This is a genomic window from Shewanella sp. ECSMB14102 (genome assembly GCF_000813075.1).
Lineage (GTDB): Bacteria > Pseudomonadota > Gammaproteobacteria > Enterobacterales > Shewanellaceae > Shewanella > Shewanella indica.
The window spans coordinates 36,602-53,903 of the sequence record NZ_JWGX01000052.1 but is presented as its reverse complement, the minus strand read 5'-3'; the positions used below and the strand labels follow the sequence as shown (position 1 = coordinate 53,903).

Genomic DNA, 17,302 nt, shown 5'->3' with positions numbered 1-17,302 from the left:
TTTTGTCGATTTCTCAATGCCTGTGAGTGTCCACACAGATTGCTTGATAGATTGTTAAAGAGCAAAGGAAGCCAGCCAAACATTTTAGCTTAAAGCATTCGATGTTTGAACCTTTGACTTCCAGACCCTGTCGCGGGTCAGTGGTTGCGCATTATAGGGAGCCTGAATTTTTGCGCAACCCCTAAAAGGCGATTTTTCTTATCAAAGTCTCCGAGTGATTACTATTACACCAAGAAGTCCAATAATCCGCCAAATTAGGCCAGTGATGCCAGATATTTAGGTACATCGGCAATGCTATCCAGTACTACGCTCGCCTCATCCATGGCTTCCTGAGTCACCTCTTTGCCACTTCTGACCAGGATCCGCACCGGGATCCCCGCCGCTTTGGCAGCGCGCATATCATCAGCCTTGTCACCGACCATTACACTGGCGGCAAGTTCCAGCTTAAGGAAACTGGCTGCACTGTTGATCATTCCCGCCTTGGGTTTACGACAGTCACAATCCTGTTTGTATTCACCTATGCCCTTCTCCGGGTGGTGCGGGCAGTAATAGATGCCATCGAGATCCACCCCCTTGTCGGCAAAGTTCCAATCCATCCATTCGGTGAGACTGGCAAACTGATCTTCAGTGTAGAGCCCACGGGCAATTCCCGACTGATTGGTCACCACCACCAGCTTATAGCCTTGGCACTTCAACGCCAGGCAAGCATCGAAGACACCTTCAATATATTCAAAATCATCTATTTGATGTACATAGCCGTGATCGACATTGATTACACCATCTCTATCCAAAAAAACCGCTCGGTTCACTGTTTGCCTCCCAGAAAGCGAATGGCAATATTATTCCACTCATTGCGGCAAAATGCACTGTGAGAACAGGCTTATGTTGTGAGCTTGACGGCAGAGGATAAGAAAAACCGGGCATTGGAGCCCGGGATAGGTGCCTCGCCCGGATGTCTGATGCTCGGGAGCACGCCCGCAGGGAGGCATCAGACATCCAGACTCAGCATGACCATTCAAACGGGTCGTAATCAGCGAGCACTCTGGCATACTCAGGACTCAGACCATCGGTGGAGAAGTAATACCCCTTGCCATCGTTGCCTATGTCATAGCGTATGTCGTCATATTCCGGCATCGCCAATAACTGTTGTTGCAGCGCCTGCTGCGCTTCGGCATCCAAGCTATAAGGGGGATAGCCCAAAACCGAAGCCTCAAGCACAGCGGTATGGCGACAACTGGCTTCGCGTATCTGCTGCGCCAGGGTCGAGGCAACTTCCCCACGTTGCAGTGCCAACCAACGGTTGGCATAATTGTCTACCATGTAACGGTCTGAATAGAAGAAGTGTTCTCCCTCTGATACTCGCATCTTCAGGTCCCTGTGTTCAGGCGCCAGGATCAAACGGATATACTCTTGCACCGCATCCACAGTCTTCTCTGAGTTATCCCCCGCCACAGCCAACAGCTGCGGCAGGGAAACCAGGCGTCCGTGTTGGCTGAACAACCGGATAAAGTCCACCAGTTCCAGCATGCTTTATCCCGGCAACAAGCCACGGGCCTCCAGCGCATCGGCTGCATAACCCAGGCCGAATTTTTCCAGGGTTGATCTCAGCGGTGCCCCGGTTTGCCTGTCCCAACCAAAATCGTCATAGAACATATCCAACGCCTTTTGAATATCGTCCCTGTCCATCTTGATGGTGCCTTCATCGCCGAAGGCCTTGTCGGGGTCCAGGTCGTAAACCCAATCGCAAAGCACATCGTGCTCATTGCGCATATTGATCTCATTCATTTGAATGATAGTCAGCGCCCGGTGCAGATGCAGTACCCGCTCGGCCATAAAGTCGAGCTCAGTCTCAGTCACTTCTTTACCTGTAACCAGAGAGAACATCTGGGATTCTATGGTGCTGTCTCCGCGGTAGTTACGATTCTTGTCCGGCGAAGCCAGCAAGGGGAACATCCAGTTACAGAGAGTCAATGAGTCGTGCAGCACGTTTTTCACCAAAGACCACTTGGCAAACTTAACCTTGGCCGGGTTTATTGGGGTATACCATTTCACCTTATCAAAGGCACCTTCGCCCCAGAATTCGGCGGCTATGGTTTCTATCATGTCCTGAGGCAAGCCACAGTTAACAATATTGATATGGGAGTGACACTGAGCATCGCGGTTGAACACCATATTGATCAGGGTGCCCACCTGCCCTGCGGTCTCACTGGCATGGTGCACAGCGGCGTTGGTCTTCTTATTGAAAATTTTCACCGAGGATTCTTTGTGGATATCCCAATAACCGAGATCCGGATTACGTCCATCCAGTTTCCAGCGCTCAATCAGATCCGACATGCCATCGGCCATATGGGCAATTTCCCCTTCGCGATAGGCGATACGGCGGTAAAAATCGATAAGAAACGCCGGATCTTTCTTGTCCCACAGATCCCAAGGGATGCTGTCAAACTCCTCTTTAGGCAACAGATATTGGAACATATCGTGTTTTTTAAGGTATTTGAACAGGTGCGAAATCAGACCATAGTTACACCAGATGCCATAATCGTCGATCAGGTTGCCCCCCAGAGCACCTGTCATCGCATGTTCTTCCGAGCCCTTCTTGGTATCCATCAGATACTGAGGCGCCAGGAATCCCATGCAGACGTTGGAGATATGTTCGCTCTTGCGACCATATTTCTGTTTCAGCTCAGGCACCTTGAGTTCACAGAAGCAGCGAATGGGGCAGGCATGACAGCCACCGGTACGCTTCATCCATTTGTTGGCGTACTCTTCACCGAAGTACATCTCGGCCATTGAGGTACGGAAGCCTACCTTGTTACGTTCATTCCACGGCACCTCGCCTAGCTCAATCTGCTGATCCGACTGCCCCCATTTGAGCCCCGGACGCGCTTTCCAGCGGCTGATACCATTGGAGTATTCGGCCCAGGACTGCGGAGTTGAAGGTACAACCCCTTGGTTGTTGGCACCTATTATCCCCAGAATATGGTCATCGAGCCGACGCATGTTGGCATTATCGGCGGCAATAGCCACAGCCCCTGTGCCTATGATGCCTATCCCTTTAAAATTCTTTGACCCGAGCACGGCGCCATGACCACCGGCAGAATGCCCTCCCTGAGTCATAATCACTGACAGCGGCACCTGATTCTCCCCCGCCTGGCCTATGGCAGCCACCTGGGCATTGGGGCCCATCATTTCGGCTATCATGGCGTGGGTATCAAAAATCCCCTTACCCCAGAGCGAGGCGGCTGATTCCAATGTAACTTTACCGTCTTCAACTCTGAGCCATACAGGTGCGGCGGCGCGACCTTCAATGGCGATGGCATCAAATCCGGCATATTTCATTGCCGGTGAAAAATGACCACCGAAATGTCCATCAGAAATCAGATGATCTTTAATCACCGGGCTGCGGGAAGTAATAGTTGTACGACCAGTACAAATCACCCCAGAACCAGTTAGCGGGCCGGCGGAGAATACAATAATATTTTCAGGATCTGTGGCCTTGATATTATCTTTATGGCCATCCCAAAGAATCTTATAGCCTATCCCCATACCACCAATATAATCATGATACTTATCTGTTGACTCTGTTGTAATATCACCGGTTGTTAAATTAACTCTTAATACTTTACCGGCCCATCCGCCAAGTTTATCTGTCATTTTTTATTACCTCATTAACCGATCAGGCCAGTATATTTTTCATATTGTTCGAGTGCAGCTTCCGCCTGTTCCCAGGTATAAAACTTAATCGCACCGGTTGGACAAACCTGGGCGCAAGCCGGTTCGCCCTGACACAGGTCGCATTTCACGGCTTTCATTTTGCTACGTACAACTTTGATCACTTGTTGCGGACATTTATCGGCACAATAACCACAGCCGACACAGCGCTTTTCATCTATCACTTTAGCGCCGGTTTCCGGATGAGTTGAAATAGCCTGCTGCGGACAGACCTCTGTACAAACCTCACAATGGCGACAAGTGGCCGGCACCACAGTTCGATCGCCGCACTCACCCCGCTGCTCTGTGTAATTGAATTGCACACCATGAGGCCCATAGTTCATGTTGTGTTCGACTTTGACCCTTGCCAGGGTTGGGCTGCAATCACCTTCATGGTTCCAGCCACAGGCGATTTCACAGCGACGGCAACTGACGCAGATAACCGGATTAACCACCATCAATCCACCGGGTAACACCTCAACCTTTTCATCGCTGTCGTTGTCGCTGCCACAACCGGTAAGAAAGCTGATAAGCGTTCCACCATAGACAGTGCCTACGGCAGCTCCCATACTCCCTTTCAGCATTCCTCGTCTGGTAATCATATTGCGTTCCTTAATTAGTTTAAGAAATATTATTTAAATATGCATACACCAAAAACCCGACGACTCATGCTAATTAAATCCAGACATTTTTTCCCAATCTGAGTCACATTTACTCACAAGTAAGCCAGCCAATCTCATTATCTAAAACCATAATCAAATATTAAAATTACAATCTTCTCAAAATAGAAAAATACAACTTAGACTGAATCTGCGCTTATCAGTTATAGCTGGAACATATTGACGATGGTCACAGACAAATTATTCAAATCAAATAGATTAAGCCTCGCATACATTCCTAATTAGAAATCCCGACAGAATCTAAAAACTTAAAGGAATGGGAAATGATGAAATTCAAGCCTAAAAACGCCTGGTGGAAACTATCTCCACTGGTGGTTTGCTTATTGGCTGCATGTTCCGATGGCGATGACGGCCAAGTGGGTCCTCCGGGCGAAGTGGGGATCAATATTGCCAAAGCCAAATCACTGCAGGCCAATATCGAAGCCGTCACCATAGATGAGCAGACCCGGGTTTCGGTCGACTTTTTCTTAAGCGACTCCAACGGTGTTGCCGTGACAGGACTGGAACAACTGGAACAGGTTTCAGCCTTGGCCATGGGCATAGCCAAGTTGGGCAGCGCCCAGCCCATGTACGGCGATTCAAAGCCGGCAGAGGGACGCTATGCAATAAGCCGCGCCCCCCAATGGATAAGCTATATCAATAAACTGGTTGAGCCGGGGACAGGGGCAACAGCACAGGCCGCAGCGCAGTGGCAAGCCGGGATTGAGAGTGACTGCAAACTCGACTGCCTACAGAGCCTGGGCCAGGGGCGTTACCGTTATCAATTCAGCAAGGCACTCAATCAATACCCAAGCTTTGAAGGGCTCGATACCCAGTATGAGAGTGATAAGACTCACAGGGTCTATCTGGAACTCAAACCCGCTGCCGACAGTTCACCGAGCAGTATGCTTATCAACAGTGTCTATGACTTTATTCCGGCAACCGGCCAAGCCGCCGCAGCCGAAGACAGCCGGGTACTGATGGATCAGCAGCAGGCATGTTATCGCTGCCACGGCAGTGACAGGGATAACAGTGAGGCGCGTTTGTTAATGCACGGCAGTAAGCGTTTTGCCTTTGAAGGCTGTGTCATGTGCCACACCAGTTATTCGGGCGACCCTGAAACCGGCTCAGCGCTTGATATGGCGACCCTGACACACAAAATTCACCAGGGCGACTATAAGGTCGTTGGCTATCGGGGCCATGAATATGACTACAGCCAATTACACTATCCCGGTGATATCAACGACTGTAAAAGCTGCCATATTCCTGATGCGGCGCCGCAGGCCAGTCAATACTTTATTCCCGGCAGTAACAGTTGCCTGAGCTGTCACAGTAAAGATGCCCCGGATGACTGGAATGGCAGTGCCAGTGCGTTATTCCACGATAGAGAACTCTTCCCCAGAGGGTGGCAACAGAGCTGCTCCGGTTGCCATCCGGACGCCAGTAATCCTGAGGGCGCAGGTAAAATCCACCTGAGCCTTGGCAGGACAAGCAAACTCATCAAACAGGAGTACGCCTTTGCGCTTTCCTCCGCCGTTATCAATGGCGACAAGCTGAGTATCAGCCTGGATTTTCGCAGTCAAGGCCGCCTGCCTGCAGACGATCCGGCCATTGAGTCTTTGTGGCTGACCGTCAGTGGCGATCCTGAGCCGCTTAATCGTCCGCTCAACAATGGTCAGCGCAAGATTTGGAACTTGACCAACCCTGGGGATGACGTCACCCTGGCCATGCAGGGGCACAGTCTCAACGCCGCCATAGGCCCGCTTCAGATAGCGGATTTCGGTGAGCCGGACAAGACTCAAGTTCGGGCAAAACTGGTTGTCTGTGCCGATCCCAATACAGGTTTTGCGGTGGCTTGCGATACCAGCTCTACCCGAATCGAAGTGATTGCCGCTAACCCCTTGTCGCTCATCGGCGCCCCGGCGAGCAGCAAAGCCATTGCCGATGAAACCGCTTGCCAGCGCTGTCATGACAACGATATGCAGCAGCGGGTTGTCAGTGCTCATACTCTGGCCAGTCATTTCCAGCCAGGTAATGACAGTTGCGGCAGTTGTCATGCGCCTCAAGGTGCCACGGCGCTGACCGACAAGAGCTGCAACGACTGCCACAACAATGACACCAATATGTACTTAAATGCCGGGCTGAAACACACTCCGGGCATGGAGCAGATAAAAGCTGTCCGTACCCTGAATAACAGCCTGAATTACAGGGAAATGGTGCATTCGCTGCACAGTGGTACCCGTACTGTGGCCGGTATGGGTGGCGATCGAGAAACAGCCACTTATCCCAAGCCAGCCAATGATTGCCGCGCCTGCCATAGCAAGGGTCAACTTACATTGGATGGACTGAGCCAGAGCGCCTCCGTGTTGGTCGCCACTCCCGGCGCCACCGAGAAAGGCCAAATAGCCGAGTATTCTCCCACAGTTGCAGCCTGTGGTGGTTGCCATGTCCAGGTGGACGATTGGGCCAGCCATGCCGAAGCCTTCGGTGGCGTTTTCCAAAAGGATGCCAGTGGTGGACCTGTATATCTGAGCGGCAGCGAAAGCTGCGCCATCTGTCATGCCGAGGGACGTAATAACGGTGTCGACAAGGTACACGGCCTCGGGGATTAAGCCTCATTGCCTTATCGGCCAAAACGGCGCTTCGGCGCCGTTTTTATATGCAGTTTTTATCAATTCAGGAGCTCAAACCTGCCAATCCGACACAGCTGCCATGATATCGCCAACTGAGCACTGCTCTGCTCGAAATCCACCATCATCTTGATCGATGCAGAAACAGGAAGCCCTAGTGGTTTCCCTTTATTTATCTGAATATTCGCTGTAGTCTTAATCGGATCAAAACCGAATAACGTATACAAAGACGGGATCTATGAGTCGAACTACCCCCATCGTTCATAAAACGCGCACTCAGGTTGTGGTCGAAGTGTTGCGGGAAAAAATTCTTTCAGGGGAAATCGCAGCCGGTGAACCGTTGCGTCAAAGCGCCCTGGCAGAAGAGATGAATGTCAGCCGGATTCCGGTCAGGGAAGCCCTTTTGCAACTGGAAGCCGAGGGGTTGGTCAAGTTTGAAGCCCATAAAGGCGCCACGGCTACCGAACTATCGGTTGAACAAGTCAGCGAGTTATTTGAACTCAGAGCACTGATTGAAACTGATCTCCTTGCCAAAGCCATTCCAAACCTGCAGGATGAAGATCTGCGTCAGGCCGAAGCCGTACTGGACAAACTGGAATCCGCCTTTAAACAGGATGATGCCGTGGGCAGTTGGAGCGAACTCAACACAGAGTTCCACACAAGTTTGTACCGCGCCGCCAACCGTCCCCATACCATGGAAGTCGTACATGGTCTGAACACCAACTGTGATCGCTATATCCGCTTACAGTTGTTGCTGACAGGCGGGATCCCCCGAGCCGAACAGGATCACAGGGATCTACTGCAATTATGTCGGCAAAAGAAAATAGATGAGGCCGTGGTCCTGTTGAGGGCCCACATACTGCACGCTGCCAATGCCATTCGCGAATTGGTAGCCCAACAGGTGAGCTGAAAAATCACGACCCTTTCCAAGCAATAGCGCTTTAGTTGTCCAAAAGACAGATCTGGCTTCTGTCTTTTTATTTTGAGAGTAAATTCAATGCAGTACGCCACTATTACCGGCTGGGGAAAGTGCGTTCCCCCTGCCGTACTGACCAATCATGATCTGGCCACCTTTATCGATACTTCCGATGAATGGATTAAACCCAGAACAGGGATTAGCCAGCGTCATATAAGCCACGTCAACACTTCTGAATTGGCCACAGTCGCTGCCCAGCATGCACTGGCCGCCGCCGGCATAGAAGGTAGCGAACTGGACATGATTATCCTGGCCACCGCCAGCCCGGACACCCTGATCCCCAACATAGCCTCGACCGTGCAGGCCAATGTAGGCGCAACCTGTGCCGCCTTTGACATCAACGCCGCCTGCAGTGGCTTTCTCTATGGCGTAGGCCTGGCCACCGCCCAGATAAAGAGTGGTCAATGCAAGAAAGTCCTGGTTATCGGCGCCGAGCGTCTCAGCTTCTATCTCGACTGGTCAAGAAGAGAGACCGCAGTACTGTTCGGTGATGGTGCCGGTGCTGTGGTGCTGGAAGCAACAGACAGCCCATGTGGCGTACTGGGCTATGAGCTCAACAATGACCCAGGTGGCCGCGATATTTTGAAGGCCAGTTTCGGGACGGGTATGGATAGATTTGTCGCCGAGTCGCTGGACTTCTACATTCAGTTCGACGGCCAGGAGATTTTCAAACGTGCCATCAACGGTATGGGTAAACTCAGCGCCCAAGTATTGGATAAATGTGGCTTGGATAAAGAACAAGTCGATTGGGTAATCCCCCATCAGGCTAACGAGAGGATCATCGACACTCTGGTACACAGAATGAAGATCCCCAAAGAGAAGGCCTTCGTCAATATAGCCAACTATGGCAACACCTCGGCCGCGACCATTCCCATCGCTATCTGTGATGCGTTGGAAAAAGGCATGATCAAGCCAGGACAACACATTCTGTCCTGTGCCTTCGGCGCTGGCCTCACCAGCGCGGCCTTGCTGCTGAAATGGGGTGATAGAGTCACACCGCTGAAACAGAGCGATGCCGAGCTGCCGCCATGCGAGCAGACAGGTATTGAACTGGTAAAACGCGCAGTAGACTATTTCTGCCATCGCGATAAGGCTTAAACGAATTAAGCAGAACTCCAAACAAAATGCCGTTCACTTTCAATGAACGGCATTTTCGTTTTTAGATGCCATACTTGGCCAGGAATAACATGTCCGGTCGCAACAAAAAGTTGCGCTGACGAATATAGAGTAAAATGCTTGCCGAAATAAACTCACTCAATTATACCGCTTTCTAAAAAAGAGAAGGCCTCGAGGTCTTATTCGCACCTTCTCTTAGGTCAGTTCTTGGCCCTACTTGAGCGGTTTGCTTATCCGGATGACTACCCGACGGTTACGGACCCGTTCATCACTGGAATCATTGGATGCCACATGCCGCCGTTCGCCGTGTCCTTCAGTATGGATCCTGTCTCCCGGGATACCCCGTGCGACAAAAAAATCTTTAACGGAATCAGCTCTCTGTTGTGAAACCTTCTGGTTAATGCTGCGGCCGCCATAACTATCGGTATAGGCATCAATCAGCACCAGCTCCACTTCAGGATCATAGGCCAGATACTCCTGCACCCGCGCCAGCTGCGCCTTGGAATAACGGGTCAACTCAGTACCGCCCATCTCATAGGTAAGCACGGTAAAGGCGATATCATCGAAACTGTAAGGCAGTAGATTGGCCAGACACTGCTTGAACTCGCGGTATTTCTGGGCAAAGTTGGCCGCGGAAAGGCCGACCGCCACCGTGTGGCTTTGGTTGTACCAATCGCTGTAGTAGAAAGTGGGTTCCATGCCGCGATCCAGCTCAGTCAGCATGGACCAGGCGGCCTGTTTCGGCACTTCGCCATTGAAGTATTTCTGGTAGCTCAACTCGGTAATCGCCTTTGATGTCACCCCGGGACGCCAGGCTGGCGCTTTGCTCATCAAGCGAGCATGAGTCACTGCATCAGGCTTTTGCCACATGTCCAGAGTAAACTGCAGATTCAGCTCTTTACCCGCATGACTGGAAAACACAGCTTTGCCGTAGGAGGGAATATCGTGCTCGAGGCTGCAACCTATGGGGGTGTTTTGCGCCACACGCCAATGAGAGTCGTCGAGTGACGCCACATAGTGCCTGAGATCCGCCATCGCCGACCACGGCAGACAAAGAGTCGACAGCAGAAACAGTTTACGCCACATAGAAATCTCTCTTTTCACACACCATGTTGTCTCTATCGGCAAAGAAATTCATTCCTTTAGCCTATAAAAACAACAATCGAACATGACACCCTGTTGATGTTTTAGCATAATAGCCGCTTCGTTATTTTCCAGGGGAAATGCATGACTCAGCCAAGCCTAGCCAACCAACTCAAGCACAGATTCAGGGGCTATTTCCCTGTGGTGATCGACGTGGAGACCGCTGGCTTCAATGCGCAGACAGACGCGCTGCTGGAGATTGCCGTCAGTCTGCTGAAGATGGATGCCGAGGGCAATCTGGGAATAGACAGAACCCTGCACTACCATATCGAACCTTTTGAAGGCGCCAACCTCGAGCCGGAGGCGCTGGCATTCAACGGCATAGATCCCAACAACCCCCTCAGGGGCGCTGTCAGCGAGAAAGAAGCTTTTCTGGAGATATTCAAGGCGGTGAAAAAAGCGCAGAAAGCAGCCGACTGCCACAGATCTATCATAGTGGCTCATAATGCCGCCTTCGATCACGGCTTTGTCAGCAAAGCAATCGAGCGCAATGATATCAAGCGCTCGCCGTTTCATCCCTTTGCTACTTTTGACACCGCCACGCTGGCCGGATTGGCCATAGGACACACAGTACTGGCCAAGGCCTGCAGCTTGGCCGGGATCCCCTTTGACAACAAAGAAGCCCATTCGGCGCTTTATGATACAGAGCGCACCGCCGAGCTGTTCTGCTACATAGTGAACCGCTGGAAAGCTCTTGGCGGCTGGCCTTTGCCTGCCACCGCCGAAACCGACACCCCGCAAGGGGATATCTAAACCGGCTCAGACATATAAGCCGACTAAAACTCTGGGATTTCCTGGCCTCAAGCCAAACTATTTGAGCGTTTGGCTTGAGGGTGCATCAGCAACCACCGACCAGTGACCAGAAAACAAAGACAGCCCGGCTCAAAACCAAGGTCTTGAGCCTCATATTTAAAGCCCAGTGCGACTGTCGAGTTTAAGAGCCTTAATCAAATCGAACACTTCATGGATCTCTTTAAACACTTGTTCTATGTCTGCGCTGAGATCCAGCGGCTTGAGTAGATCAAGTTGCGGCTCAAAATAGCTATGCTGACAGGCTATTTTGACAAACAATCGCCCCTGTTTAAAACAGGCTTCCAGCTCACCTTGATAAAATCCTGATAGTGACAACAAACGTTCCATGGTCACTGTATTAAGCACATATCTGGCTTCGAGCTGATCGTCACTGTAAACTTCAAATCTACCCTCAAAGTCCGGGTCTTCCAGCTTTACCCGCGTGAGTTTGCTTCTAAACTGCGCCAAGCCATTGGCCATAAAACCTTTATCGCGGCGCACCTGGATGGTGGCGGAAAATCTCTTCGGCAGCTCGAACTCTATCACTATGCCATCGAACAGCGTCTTATATTGGGGACCATTATCGTTCTTGCCTGTGCGTTCGAGTAACGTCAGTTCCCTAAGCAGAAAAGGCACATTAAGATACTTGCCTCTGACTGAGTTTTGAAAATAACCTTTGTCATAGTCGGGAAAGAGACCATAGTCTTTATAGCTTTCCAGTTCAGGCAATCCCGGAGGATTGAACGCAAAGCTTTTACCGAAATAACCCAGCAGTAAAGGATAGATCTCCTCGACTATCTGGGTACGCAGTTCACCTATCTCACTGCCTGCCCAGATATTGGCCAACACCACCAATCCCAGGGATACCAAGGCGCCGCCAAAACCAATGAAAAACACCCCATCTTTAAAATCCAGCATGAAAGCGCCATAGAAACTCATGGCAAAAAACAGCAAAAATGCCGGAATGCCGATAAAGGTGAGAGGCGCAACTATCTTTCTACGCTCTTTATACCTGGCAGCGGCGGCCTCTCGTACCGACTCATAACGCCGACACTTGGGGGCAATCTTTTTCCCGTAATACTGGCCGAAGGCCAGCTTGTCCTGCTCCGGGATCTCCAACTCCATTGAATTCATCCTGTTTTCTTTATTTTTGCCATTTTTGCCGAGCCAGCCCGTGACTATCCGACAATAGTCTCTCAGCCTCAGACTAAGCAGTTGGCAAAATGCACAACGAACACTGAGACTAGCACTTCCCCCATTTACCGCAGCAGTTCACCAAAGGTCTCTTTTACTCCGGTAACCCGGCGTGCTCCAGAGAACAAAAACGCTGTCGAATAAAACTATTCTTACGTAGGGCTTTAAAGAGACAAAAATCCGATGACTCTTGTCATCGGATAATATTTATTTCGATAATATTGACGGCATTACAGCTTTCCTTTTCAACAAGGAGCCACTGCGGGTTTTATACCCGGAACAACAACAAACTTGTCTCGCTGCGCCGACAAAACTCAGGCGGCGATTCGTTGTTTCAGTTCTAACCAAGCGTTATCCACCAAACGATAGTCGGCATCTTCAAGCTCTTTAGCTGCCAGTTTCAGGCATTGTTGCATCCGCTCATTCAAGGCATCCAGCCCTTGCTCTGACTCGTTTTCCAGCTCGGCCAGCACCACGGCAAAATGGCCTTGAAGGTAACCGCTGGCAAACAGGGCATCATCGTCACCGCCGGCCACTATCTCGCCAATCCACTGCTCCAATGCCTGTTCGTACTTCTCTAACATGCTCTACTCCGCTAAGTCTGGGTTGGCCACCTGATACATCACGTAATCCCGGTAACCTGTCACAATTCGATAATAGCCACTAAGTTCGCTATCCAATTTCTGGTCGCCACTATCCACGATAAGCGGCCTGCCTTCAAGTGCTTTTAGTTTGCTTTTGGTGGCAAGAATGATGATATTTTCCTTGCCAATGCGCCGGATAAGCTCGGGCGACAACTGCTGATTGCCACGGCCAAGAATGTGCCCTTGCCCACCTATCAGGGTAATGATCAACTTAACCTTTTGATTTTCAGTGGCGCTCAATAACTGCGCCGCATTAAGATCCGAGGCCAGCAGGGTCTTGTTCTGCACCAGATCCACCCCGAGCAGAGTGTTATCGAGCCCCAGCTCCTCCATCACGGCCGCCACTGTACTGCCGGAGCCCATGATATAGAGCTCATCTTCCATATCGCCGACCACCTCGGCGGCAATATCCGCCAGCACCAGTTCATCTACCTCGCGGCCACCCATCTTCACCGCCTGGATATATCGCGGCTCGGCAGGTACTGTCATTTCACCATAACGCCGCGCCCTTACCGTGCCTTGGCGGAAGGCCTCTTCATCTATGTCCATCACATCGGCGCTCATCAGACTCACCAGGGCACCTTCCAGCAGCTGCTTCAATACCAGCCCGGATGCGTGGGGAGTAATGCCGTAAACACCCGAATGAATTTTGACCCCGGCCGGTACACCGAGTACGGGGAAGTGCTCACCGACAACGCCGTAAATATCCCTTGCCGTGCCATCGCCGCCGGCAAACAGTAGCAAGTCCAGCTCCTGCGCCATCAAGGCCTTGGCGGCAGCCTGGGTATCACTGCGACTGGTATCCGTTGCCGCCTGGTAACACACCTCGGTGCGAAAACCCAGCTTTTGCGCCAAGTCGGCGCCCATGTTCCCCGAGGCGGTATAGATTTGCAGGCGCTCGGCAAAAGGTGTTATCACAGCCAAGGCCTGTTCCATTCGCAGACCGGCCTTGGGGGTGGCACCCAGGCTCAGCGCCTCTTTTGCCACACCGTCACTGCCCTTGAGGGCCACACTGCCTCCAAGCCCGGCCAGCGGATTAATGATAAGGCCCAGTCGAAACATTTTACTCATAACTCTCTCCGGCAAATGATGCTCTGCTCTTGTAAGAAATCATCAGGCGTCAATGGGGTCACTCTGTGATTGACGCCTGGAGTCGCTACCCGGAATAGCCAGCACGGCCAACATGGACAGCAAGGCGCACGCGGCGGCAAACACCCAACACCAGAAGGCGCCGCTGCCATCGCCCCAAATCAGGCCACAGATCCAGGTACCCAAAGCGCCGCCGACGCCAAAGCTCAAACTGGCATAAAGTGCCTGGCCCTTGCTGCGGTGACTGATATCAAAATTACGGTGCACAAACTGGATGGATGCCGCATGGGTCAAACCAAAGGTAAAGGCATGCAGCAGTTGGCTGAGCCCCAAAAGCAACATGCTTTCGGCGCCAAAAGCCACCAGCAGCCAACGCAGCGCGGTCATGCCTATGCTCACCAGCAGCAGCGTCTTGACCCCATAGCGACCGAGTAATCTGGGCGCTATCATAAACATGAAGATTTCCGCCACAGCCCCTAGCGCCACAAAAATACCGGCGCTGGCCTCTGTGTAACCCACCTGTTTGAGATAAAGCACGAAAAAGCCGTAGAAAGGCCCGGCGCTGGCTTGTAGCAACATGGCAGACAGTAAAAACCACAGCAGCGGCCGCCCGAGTTTAAGTGCCGGCTTATCCTGCCCGGCCCCCGCCGAGGCGCGATTCGAAGGCAAAGGTAAGGCACAGCCCAGTAACCCAAGAAACAGACTCAGCCCGACATAGAGCAGCACCTCGGGGCCAAACTCCTTGATGGCCCAGCCAGTACCCACCACCAGCACGATGTAGCCGACACTGCCGAAACTTCGAATGAGGCCATACTTGTTGGCTTCAGTACCCAGGGTTTCCAGGGTGATCACCTCAAGTTGCGCCAGAATCGCATTCCAGAAAAAGGTATAAAGGGCCAGACTCAGCGCCAGATAGAGAAAGCCGCCATGATAAAAGAAACTCAGATAGGTCAAGGCGGCGGCAAAGGCGCCGAGCTTGATAAGCTCAGAGCGCATGCCGGTGCGATCCGCCACCAGCGCCCAGACATTGGGCGCGACTATGCGGGTTGCCATGAGTATGGCCAGCAGGAAGCCTATTTCGGCGGCATCGAAACCGCGGTTGTCAAAAAATACCCCCAGATAGGGCACCATGACACCGAGTATGCCAAAGAAAAAGAAATAGCAGGCAGAAAGCCAGGCGAGCTGTCCCCCTGCGGGAAACAGTCCGCGCATTTATCGCATTCCAAGTACAGGTGTAAGGCTGCTGACATCCTGGTTTTGGGCCCGATGACGCAGCAAGTGATCCATCAAGATTATCGCCAACATGGCTTCGGCAATGGGCACGGCGCGGATCCCGACACAGGGGTCGTGCCGCCCCTTGGTCACCACTTCGGCCTCTGTGCCCTGCACTGTCATGCTCTTGCCTGGCACGCTGATACTGGACGTGGGTTTCAGCGCCATATGGGCCACTATCGGTTGCCCGGAAGAGATACCCCCGAGCACACCGCCGGCATGGTTGCTGTCAAACCCGGCAGGCGACATCAGATCTCTGTGCTCTGAGCCCTTTTGGTTAACAACGGCAAAACCATCGCCGATTTCAACGCCCTTGACCGCATTAATCCCCATCAGTGCATGGGCAATATCGGCATCGAGACGGTCAAATACCGGTTCGCCAAGGCCGACCGGCACATTTGTGGCCACCACACTGACCTTGGCACCGATGGAATCACCGGATTTTTTCAGCTCGCGCATATAGTCATCCAACGCTTCCAACTTGGAGGCATCGGGGAAGAAAAAGGGGTTCTGTTCCACCTGCGCCATATCCAGAGTGTCGGCGCAGATAGGCCCAAGCTGGGAGAGATAACCCTGGATCTCAATGCCGTGTACTGCCTTGAGGTATTTCTTCGCCACAGCCCCTGCCGCCACCCGCATGGCAGTTTCACGCGCCGAGGAGCGGCCACCGCCGCGATAATCGCGCAGGCCATATTTTTGCTGATAGGTATAGTCGGCATGTCCGGGACGGAACAGATCTTTAATATTGGAGTAGTCCTGACTGCGCTGATCGGTATTTTCAATCACCAGCCCGATGGAGGTGCCTGTGGTCTTGCCCTCAAACACGCCGGAGAGAATACGCACCTGATCCGGCTCTCGCCTGGCTGTGGTATAGCGGGAAGTTCCCGGACGGCGCCGGTCGAGATCCTGCTGCATATCGGCTTCAGTCAGCTCAAGCCCTGGCGGGCAGCCATCGATAATGCAGCCCAGTGCAAGCCCATGGCTTTCACCAAAAGTGGTGACGACAAAGTTCTGACCTATGCTGTTTCCCGACATCCGCTTAATTTCCCCCTAGAGATAAAGTGACCGGCCATAGAGGTTCGGCCATCCGAACCTCGGCTTTACAGGCCCATTGGCTAATGGGCCGCTTTATTATTCACTGTCTTTATAGATGGCGAACAGTGATTGATTTTCAACTAACTGATCTTTTGTCAGCACAAACACCCCATCGCCGCCATGTTCAAAGCTGACCCAGGTGAAAGGTACATCGGGGAAAAGCTCAATCAGATGCACCATGGAGTTGCCCACTTCCACCACCAGAATACCCTCATCTGTGAGGTAGTCGGCGGCGTTGGCCAGAATGCGCTTGGTGATATCCAGGCCGTCTCGACCGGACGCCAAACCAATTTCCGGCTCATGGCGATACTCATCCGGCATATCGGCAATATCTTCGGCATCGACATAAGGTGGGTTGGACACAATCAGATCGTACTGCGGCGCTCGTGGCACTGCGCTGAAAAGGTTGGACTGCATGGGAAACACCCTGTCCATCACACCGAGCGACTCAACGTTTATCTGTGCCACTTCCAGTGCATCCTCGCTGATATCCAGCGCATCGACCTCGGCTTCTTCAAACTGATAGGCACAGGCGATGGCGATACAGCCACTGCCGGTGCAAAGGTCGAGGATCCGTCTTACCGGCTTGTTGTACAGCCAGGGACCGAATCCGTTTTGGATCATCTCGGCAATCGGTGAACGCGGTACCAGAACCCTTTCGTCCACATAGAAGTCCAGCCCGGCAAAACGGGCGGTGTTGGTCAGATAAGGCACGGGTAAACGCTCGCGTACCCGGCGAATGATAAGCTCAACTATTTTGTGTTTTTCGCTGCTGGTGAGATTGGCGTGGATCACCTGCTGACCAATGTCATCGGGCAGATGCAGGGCGTGAAATACCAGGGAAACCGCTTCGTCCCATGCGTTATCTGTACCATGACCATAATAAACATTGGCGTCATTGAAACGGCTGACGGCCCAGCGCAACATGTCGCCTACCGTCCGCAATTCGGTGACGGCTTCATCCACAAAGATCTTATCCAA

The 17,302-nt window shown here is 52.1% G+C and carries 15 protein-coding genes; 4 read left to right on the top strand and 11 right to left on the bottom strand.

Annotated elements, in window-relative coordinates; all coding sequences use genetic code 11:
• Nucleotides 1–254: 254 nt before the first annotated feature.
• The 4 genes from gmhB to RC73_RS16175 form a co-directional block, all read right to left on the bottom strand.
• Nucleotides 255–809 (bottom strand): D-glycero-beta-D-manno-heptose 1,7-bisphosphate 7-phosphatase, encoded by a 555-nt coding sequence (gene gmhB, locus RC73_RS16190; protein ID WP_039035626.1) that lies wholly within the window; start codon nt 807–809, stop codon nt 255–257.
• Nucleotides 810–1,002: 193 nt separating this feature from the next.
• On the bottom strand, nt 1,003–1,527 hold the full coding sequence (locus RC73_RS16185; RefSeq protein WP_039035625.1) for a hypothetical protein: 525 nt from the start codon (nt 1,525–1,527) through the stop codon (nt 1,003–1,005).
• Nucleotides 1,528–1,530: 3 nt separating this feature from the next.
• Nucleotides 1,531–3,654, bottom strand: a complete 2,124-nt coding sequence (locus RC73_RS16180; protein ID WP_039035624.1) for an aldehyde ferredoxin oxidoreductase — start codon at nt 3,652–3,654, stop codon at nt 1,531–1,533.
• 14 nt (nt 3,655–3,668) lie between these two features.
• Nucleotides 3,669–4,313 (bottom strand): 4Fe-4S dicluster domain-containing protein, encoded by a 645-nt coding sequence (locus RC73_RS16175; RefSeq protein ID WP_039035623.1) that lies wholly within the window; start codon nt 4,311–4,313, stop codon nt 3,669–3,671.
• Nucleotides 4,314–4,654: 341 nt separating this feature from the next.
• On the opposite strand from RC73_RS16175, the gene RC73_RS16170 reads away from it, so the two are divergent.
• The 3 genes from RC73_RS16170 (at nt 4,655) to RC73_RS16155 (ending at nt 9,074) form a co-directional block, all read left to right on the top strand.
• Nucleotides 4,655–6,982: an OmcA/MtrC family decaheme c-type cytochrome gene (locus RC73_RS16170; protein WP_039035622.1), complete on the top strand. Its 2,328-nt coding sequence runs from the start codon at nt 4,655–4,657 to the stop codon at nt 6,980–6,982.
• Nucleotides 6,983–7,238: 256 nt separating this feature from the next.
• Nucleotides 7,239–7,910: a GntR family transcriptional regulator gene (locus tag RC73_RS16160; protein ID WP_039035620.1), complete on the top strand. Its 672-nt coding sequence runs from the start codon at nt 7,239–7,241 to the stop codon at nt 7,908–7,910.
• A gap of 87 nt (nt 7,911–7,997) precedes the next feature.
• Nucleotides 7,998–9,074 carry a ketoacyl-ACP synthase III gene (locus tag RC73_RS16155; protein WP_039035619.1) on the top strand — a complete coding sequence of 359 codons (1,077 nt, stop codon included), beginning with the start codon at nt 7,998–8,000 and terminating at the stop codon, nt 9,072–9,074.
• 231 nt (nt 9,075–9,305) lie between these two features.
• Here RC73_RS16155 and RC73_RS16150 read toward each other — a convergent pair whose 3' ends face one another.
• On the bottom strand, nt 9,306–10,178 hold the full coding sequence (locus RC73_RS16150) for a flagellar protein MotY (RefSeq protein WP_039035618.1): 873 nt from the start codon (nt 10,176–10,178) through the stop codon (nt 9,306–9,308).
• 141 nt (nt 10,179–10,319) lie between these two features.
• Here RC73_RS16150 and rnt point away from each other — a divergent pair, with 141 nt between their 5' ends.
• Complete coding sequence (rnt, locus tag RC73_RS16145; protein WP_039035617.1) at nt 10,320–10,988, top strand: ribonuclease T; 669 nt, start codon at nt 10,320–10,322, stop codon at nt 10,986–10,988.
• 156 nt (nt 10,989–11,144) lie between these two features.
• Here the strand turns inward: rnt and RC73_RS16140 are convergent, their stop codons facing one another.
• The 6 genes from RC73_RS16140 to prmB all read right to left on the bottom strand — a co-directional run bounded on the left by RC73_RS16140 (nt 11,145) and on the right by prmB (nt 17,302).
• Nucleotides 11,145–12,161 carry a DUF3137 domain-containing protein gene (locus RC73_RS16140; RefSeq protein WP_039035616.1) on the bottom strand — a complete coding sequence of 339 codons (1,017 nt, stop codon included), beginning with the start codon at nt 12,159–12,161 and terminating at the stop codon, nt 11,145–11,147.
• Nucleotides 12,162–12,535: 374 nt separating this feature from the next.
• Complete coding sequence (locus tag RC73_RS16135) at nt 12,536–12,805, bottom strand: YfcL family protein (RefSeq protein ID WP_039035615.1); 270 nt, start codon at nt 12,803–12,805, stop codon at nt 12,536–12,538.
• A 3-nt stretch (nt 12,806–12,808) separates the two neighbouring features.
• Nucleotides 12,809–13,936 carry an ATP-NAD kinase family protein gene (locus RC73_RS16130; RefSeq protein ID WP_039035614.1) on the bottom strand — a complete coding sequence of 376 codons (1,128 nt, stop codon included), beginning with the start codon at nt 13,934–13,936 and terminating at the stop codon, nt 12,809–12,811.
• 42 nt (nt 13,937–13,978) lie between these two features.
• Nucleotides 13,979–15,166 (bottom strand): MFS transporter, encoded by a 1,188-nt coding sequence (locus tag RC73_RS16125; RefSeq protein ID WP_039035613.1) that lies wholly within the window; start codon nt 15,164–15,166, stop codon nt 13,979–13,981.
• Nucleotides 15,167–16,261 carry a chorismate synthase gene (gene aroC, locus RC73_RS16120; protein WP_039035612.1) on the bottom strand — a complete coding sequence of 365 codons (1,095 nt, stop codon included), beginning with the start codon at nt 16,259–16,261 and terminating at the stop codon, nt 15,167–15,169.
• 96 nt (nt 16,262–16,357) lie between these two features.
• A complete protein-coding gene (gene prmB, locus RC73_RS16115; RefSeq protein WP_039035611.1) occupies nt 16,358–17,302 on the bottom strand; it encodes a 50S ribosomal protein L3 N(5)-glutamine methyltransferase in 945 nt (314 codons plus the stop codon).

What these genes read in the sequence shown, in the direction of transcription:
- RC73_RS16185 (WP_039035625.1), bottom strand. Translation starts at nt 1,527, where the DNA reads ATGCTGGAACTGGTGGACTTTATCCGGTTGTTCAGCCAACACGGACGC.
- RC73_RS16180 (WP_039035624.1), bottom strand. Translation starts at nt 3,654, where the DNA reads ATGACAGATAAACTTGGCGGATGGGCCGGTAAAGTATTAAGAGTTAAT.
- RC73_RS16175 (WP_039035623.1), bottom strand. Translation starts at nt 4,313, where the DNA reads ATGATTACCAGACGAGGAATGCTGAAAGGGAGTATGGGAGCTGCCGTA.
- RC73_RS16170 (WP_039035622.1), top strand. Translation starts at nt 4,655, where the DNA reads ATGATGAAATTCAAGCCTAAAAACGCCTGGTGGAAACTATCTCCACTG.
- RC73_RS16160 (WP_039035620.1), top strand. Translation starts at nt 7,239, where the DNA reads ATGAGTCGAACTACCCCCATCGTTCATAAAACGCGCACTCAGGTTGTG.
- RC73_RS16155 (WP_039035619.1), top strand. Translation starts at nt 7,998, where the DNA reads ATGCAGTACGCCACTATTACCGGCTGGGGAAAGTGCGTTCCCCCTGCC.
- RC73_RS16150 (WP_039035618.1), bottom strand. Translation starts at nt 10,178, where the DNA reads ATGTGGCGTAAACTGTTTCTGCTGTCGACTCTTTGTCTGCCGTGGTCG.
- rnt (WP_039035617.1), top strand. Translation starts at nt 10,320, where the DNA reads ATGACTCAGCCAAGCCTAGCCAACCAACTCAAGCACAGATTCAGGGGC.
- RC73_RS16140 (WP_039035616.1), bottom strand. Translation starts at nt 12,161, where the DNA reads ATGAATTCAATGGAGTTGGAGATCCCGGAGCAGGACAAGCTGGCCTTC.
- RC73_RS16135 (WP_039035615.1), bottom strand. Translation starts at nt 12,805, where the DNA reads ATGTTAGAGAAGTACGAACAGGCATTGGAGCAGTGGATTGGCGAGATA.
- RC73_RS16130 (WP_039035614.1), bottom strand. Translation starts at nt 13,936, where the DNA reads ATGAGTAAAATGTTTCGACTGGGCCTTATCATTAATCCGCTGGCCGGG.
- RC73_RS16125 (WP_039035613.1), bottom strand. Translation starts at nt 15,166, where the DNA reads ATGCGCGGACTGTTTCCCGCAGGGGGACAGCTCGCCTGGCTTTCTGCC.
- aroC (WP_039035612.1), bottom strand. Translation starts at nt 16,261, where the DNA reads ATGTCGGGAAACAGCATAGGTCAGAACTTTGTCGTCACCACTTTTGGT.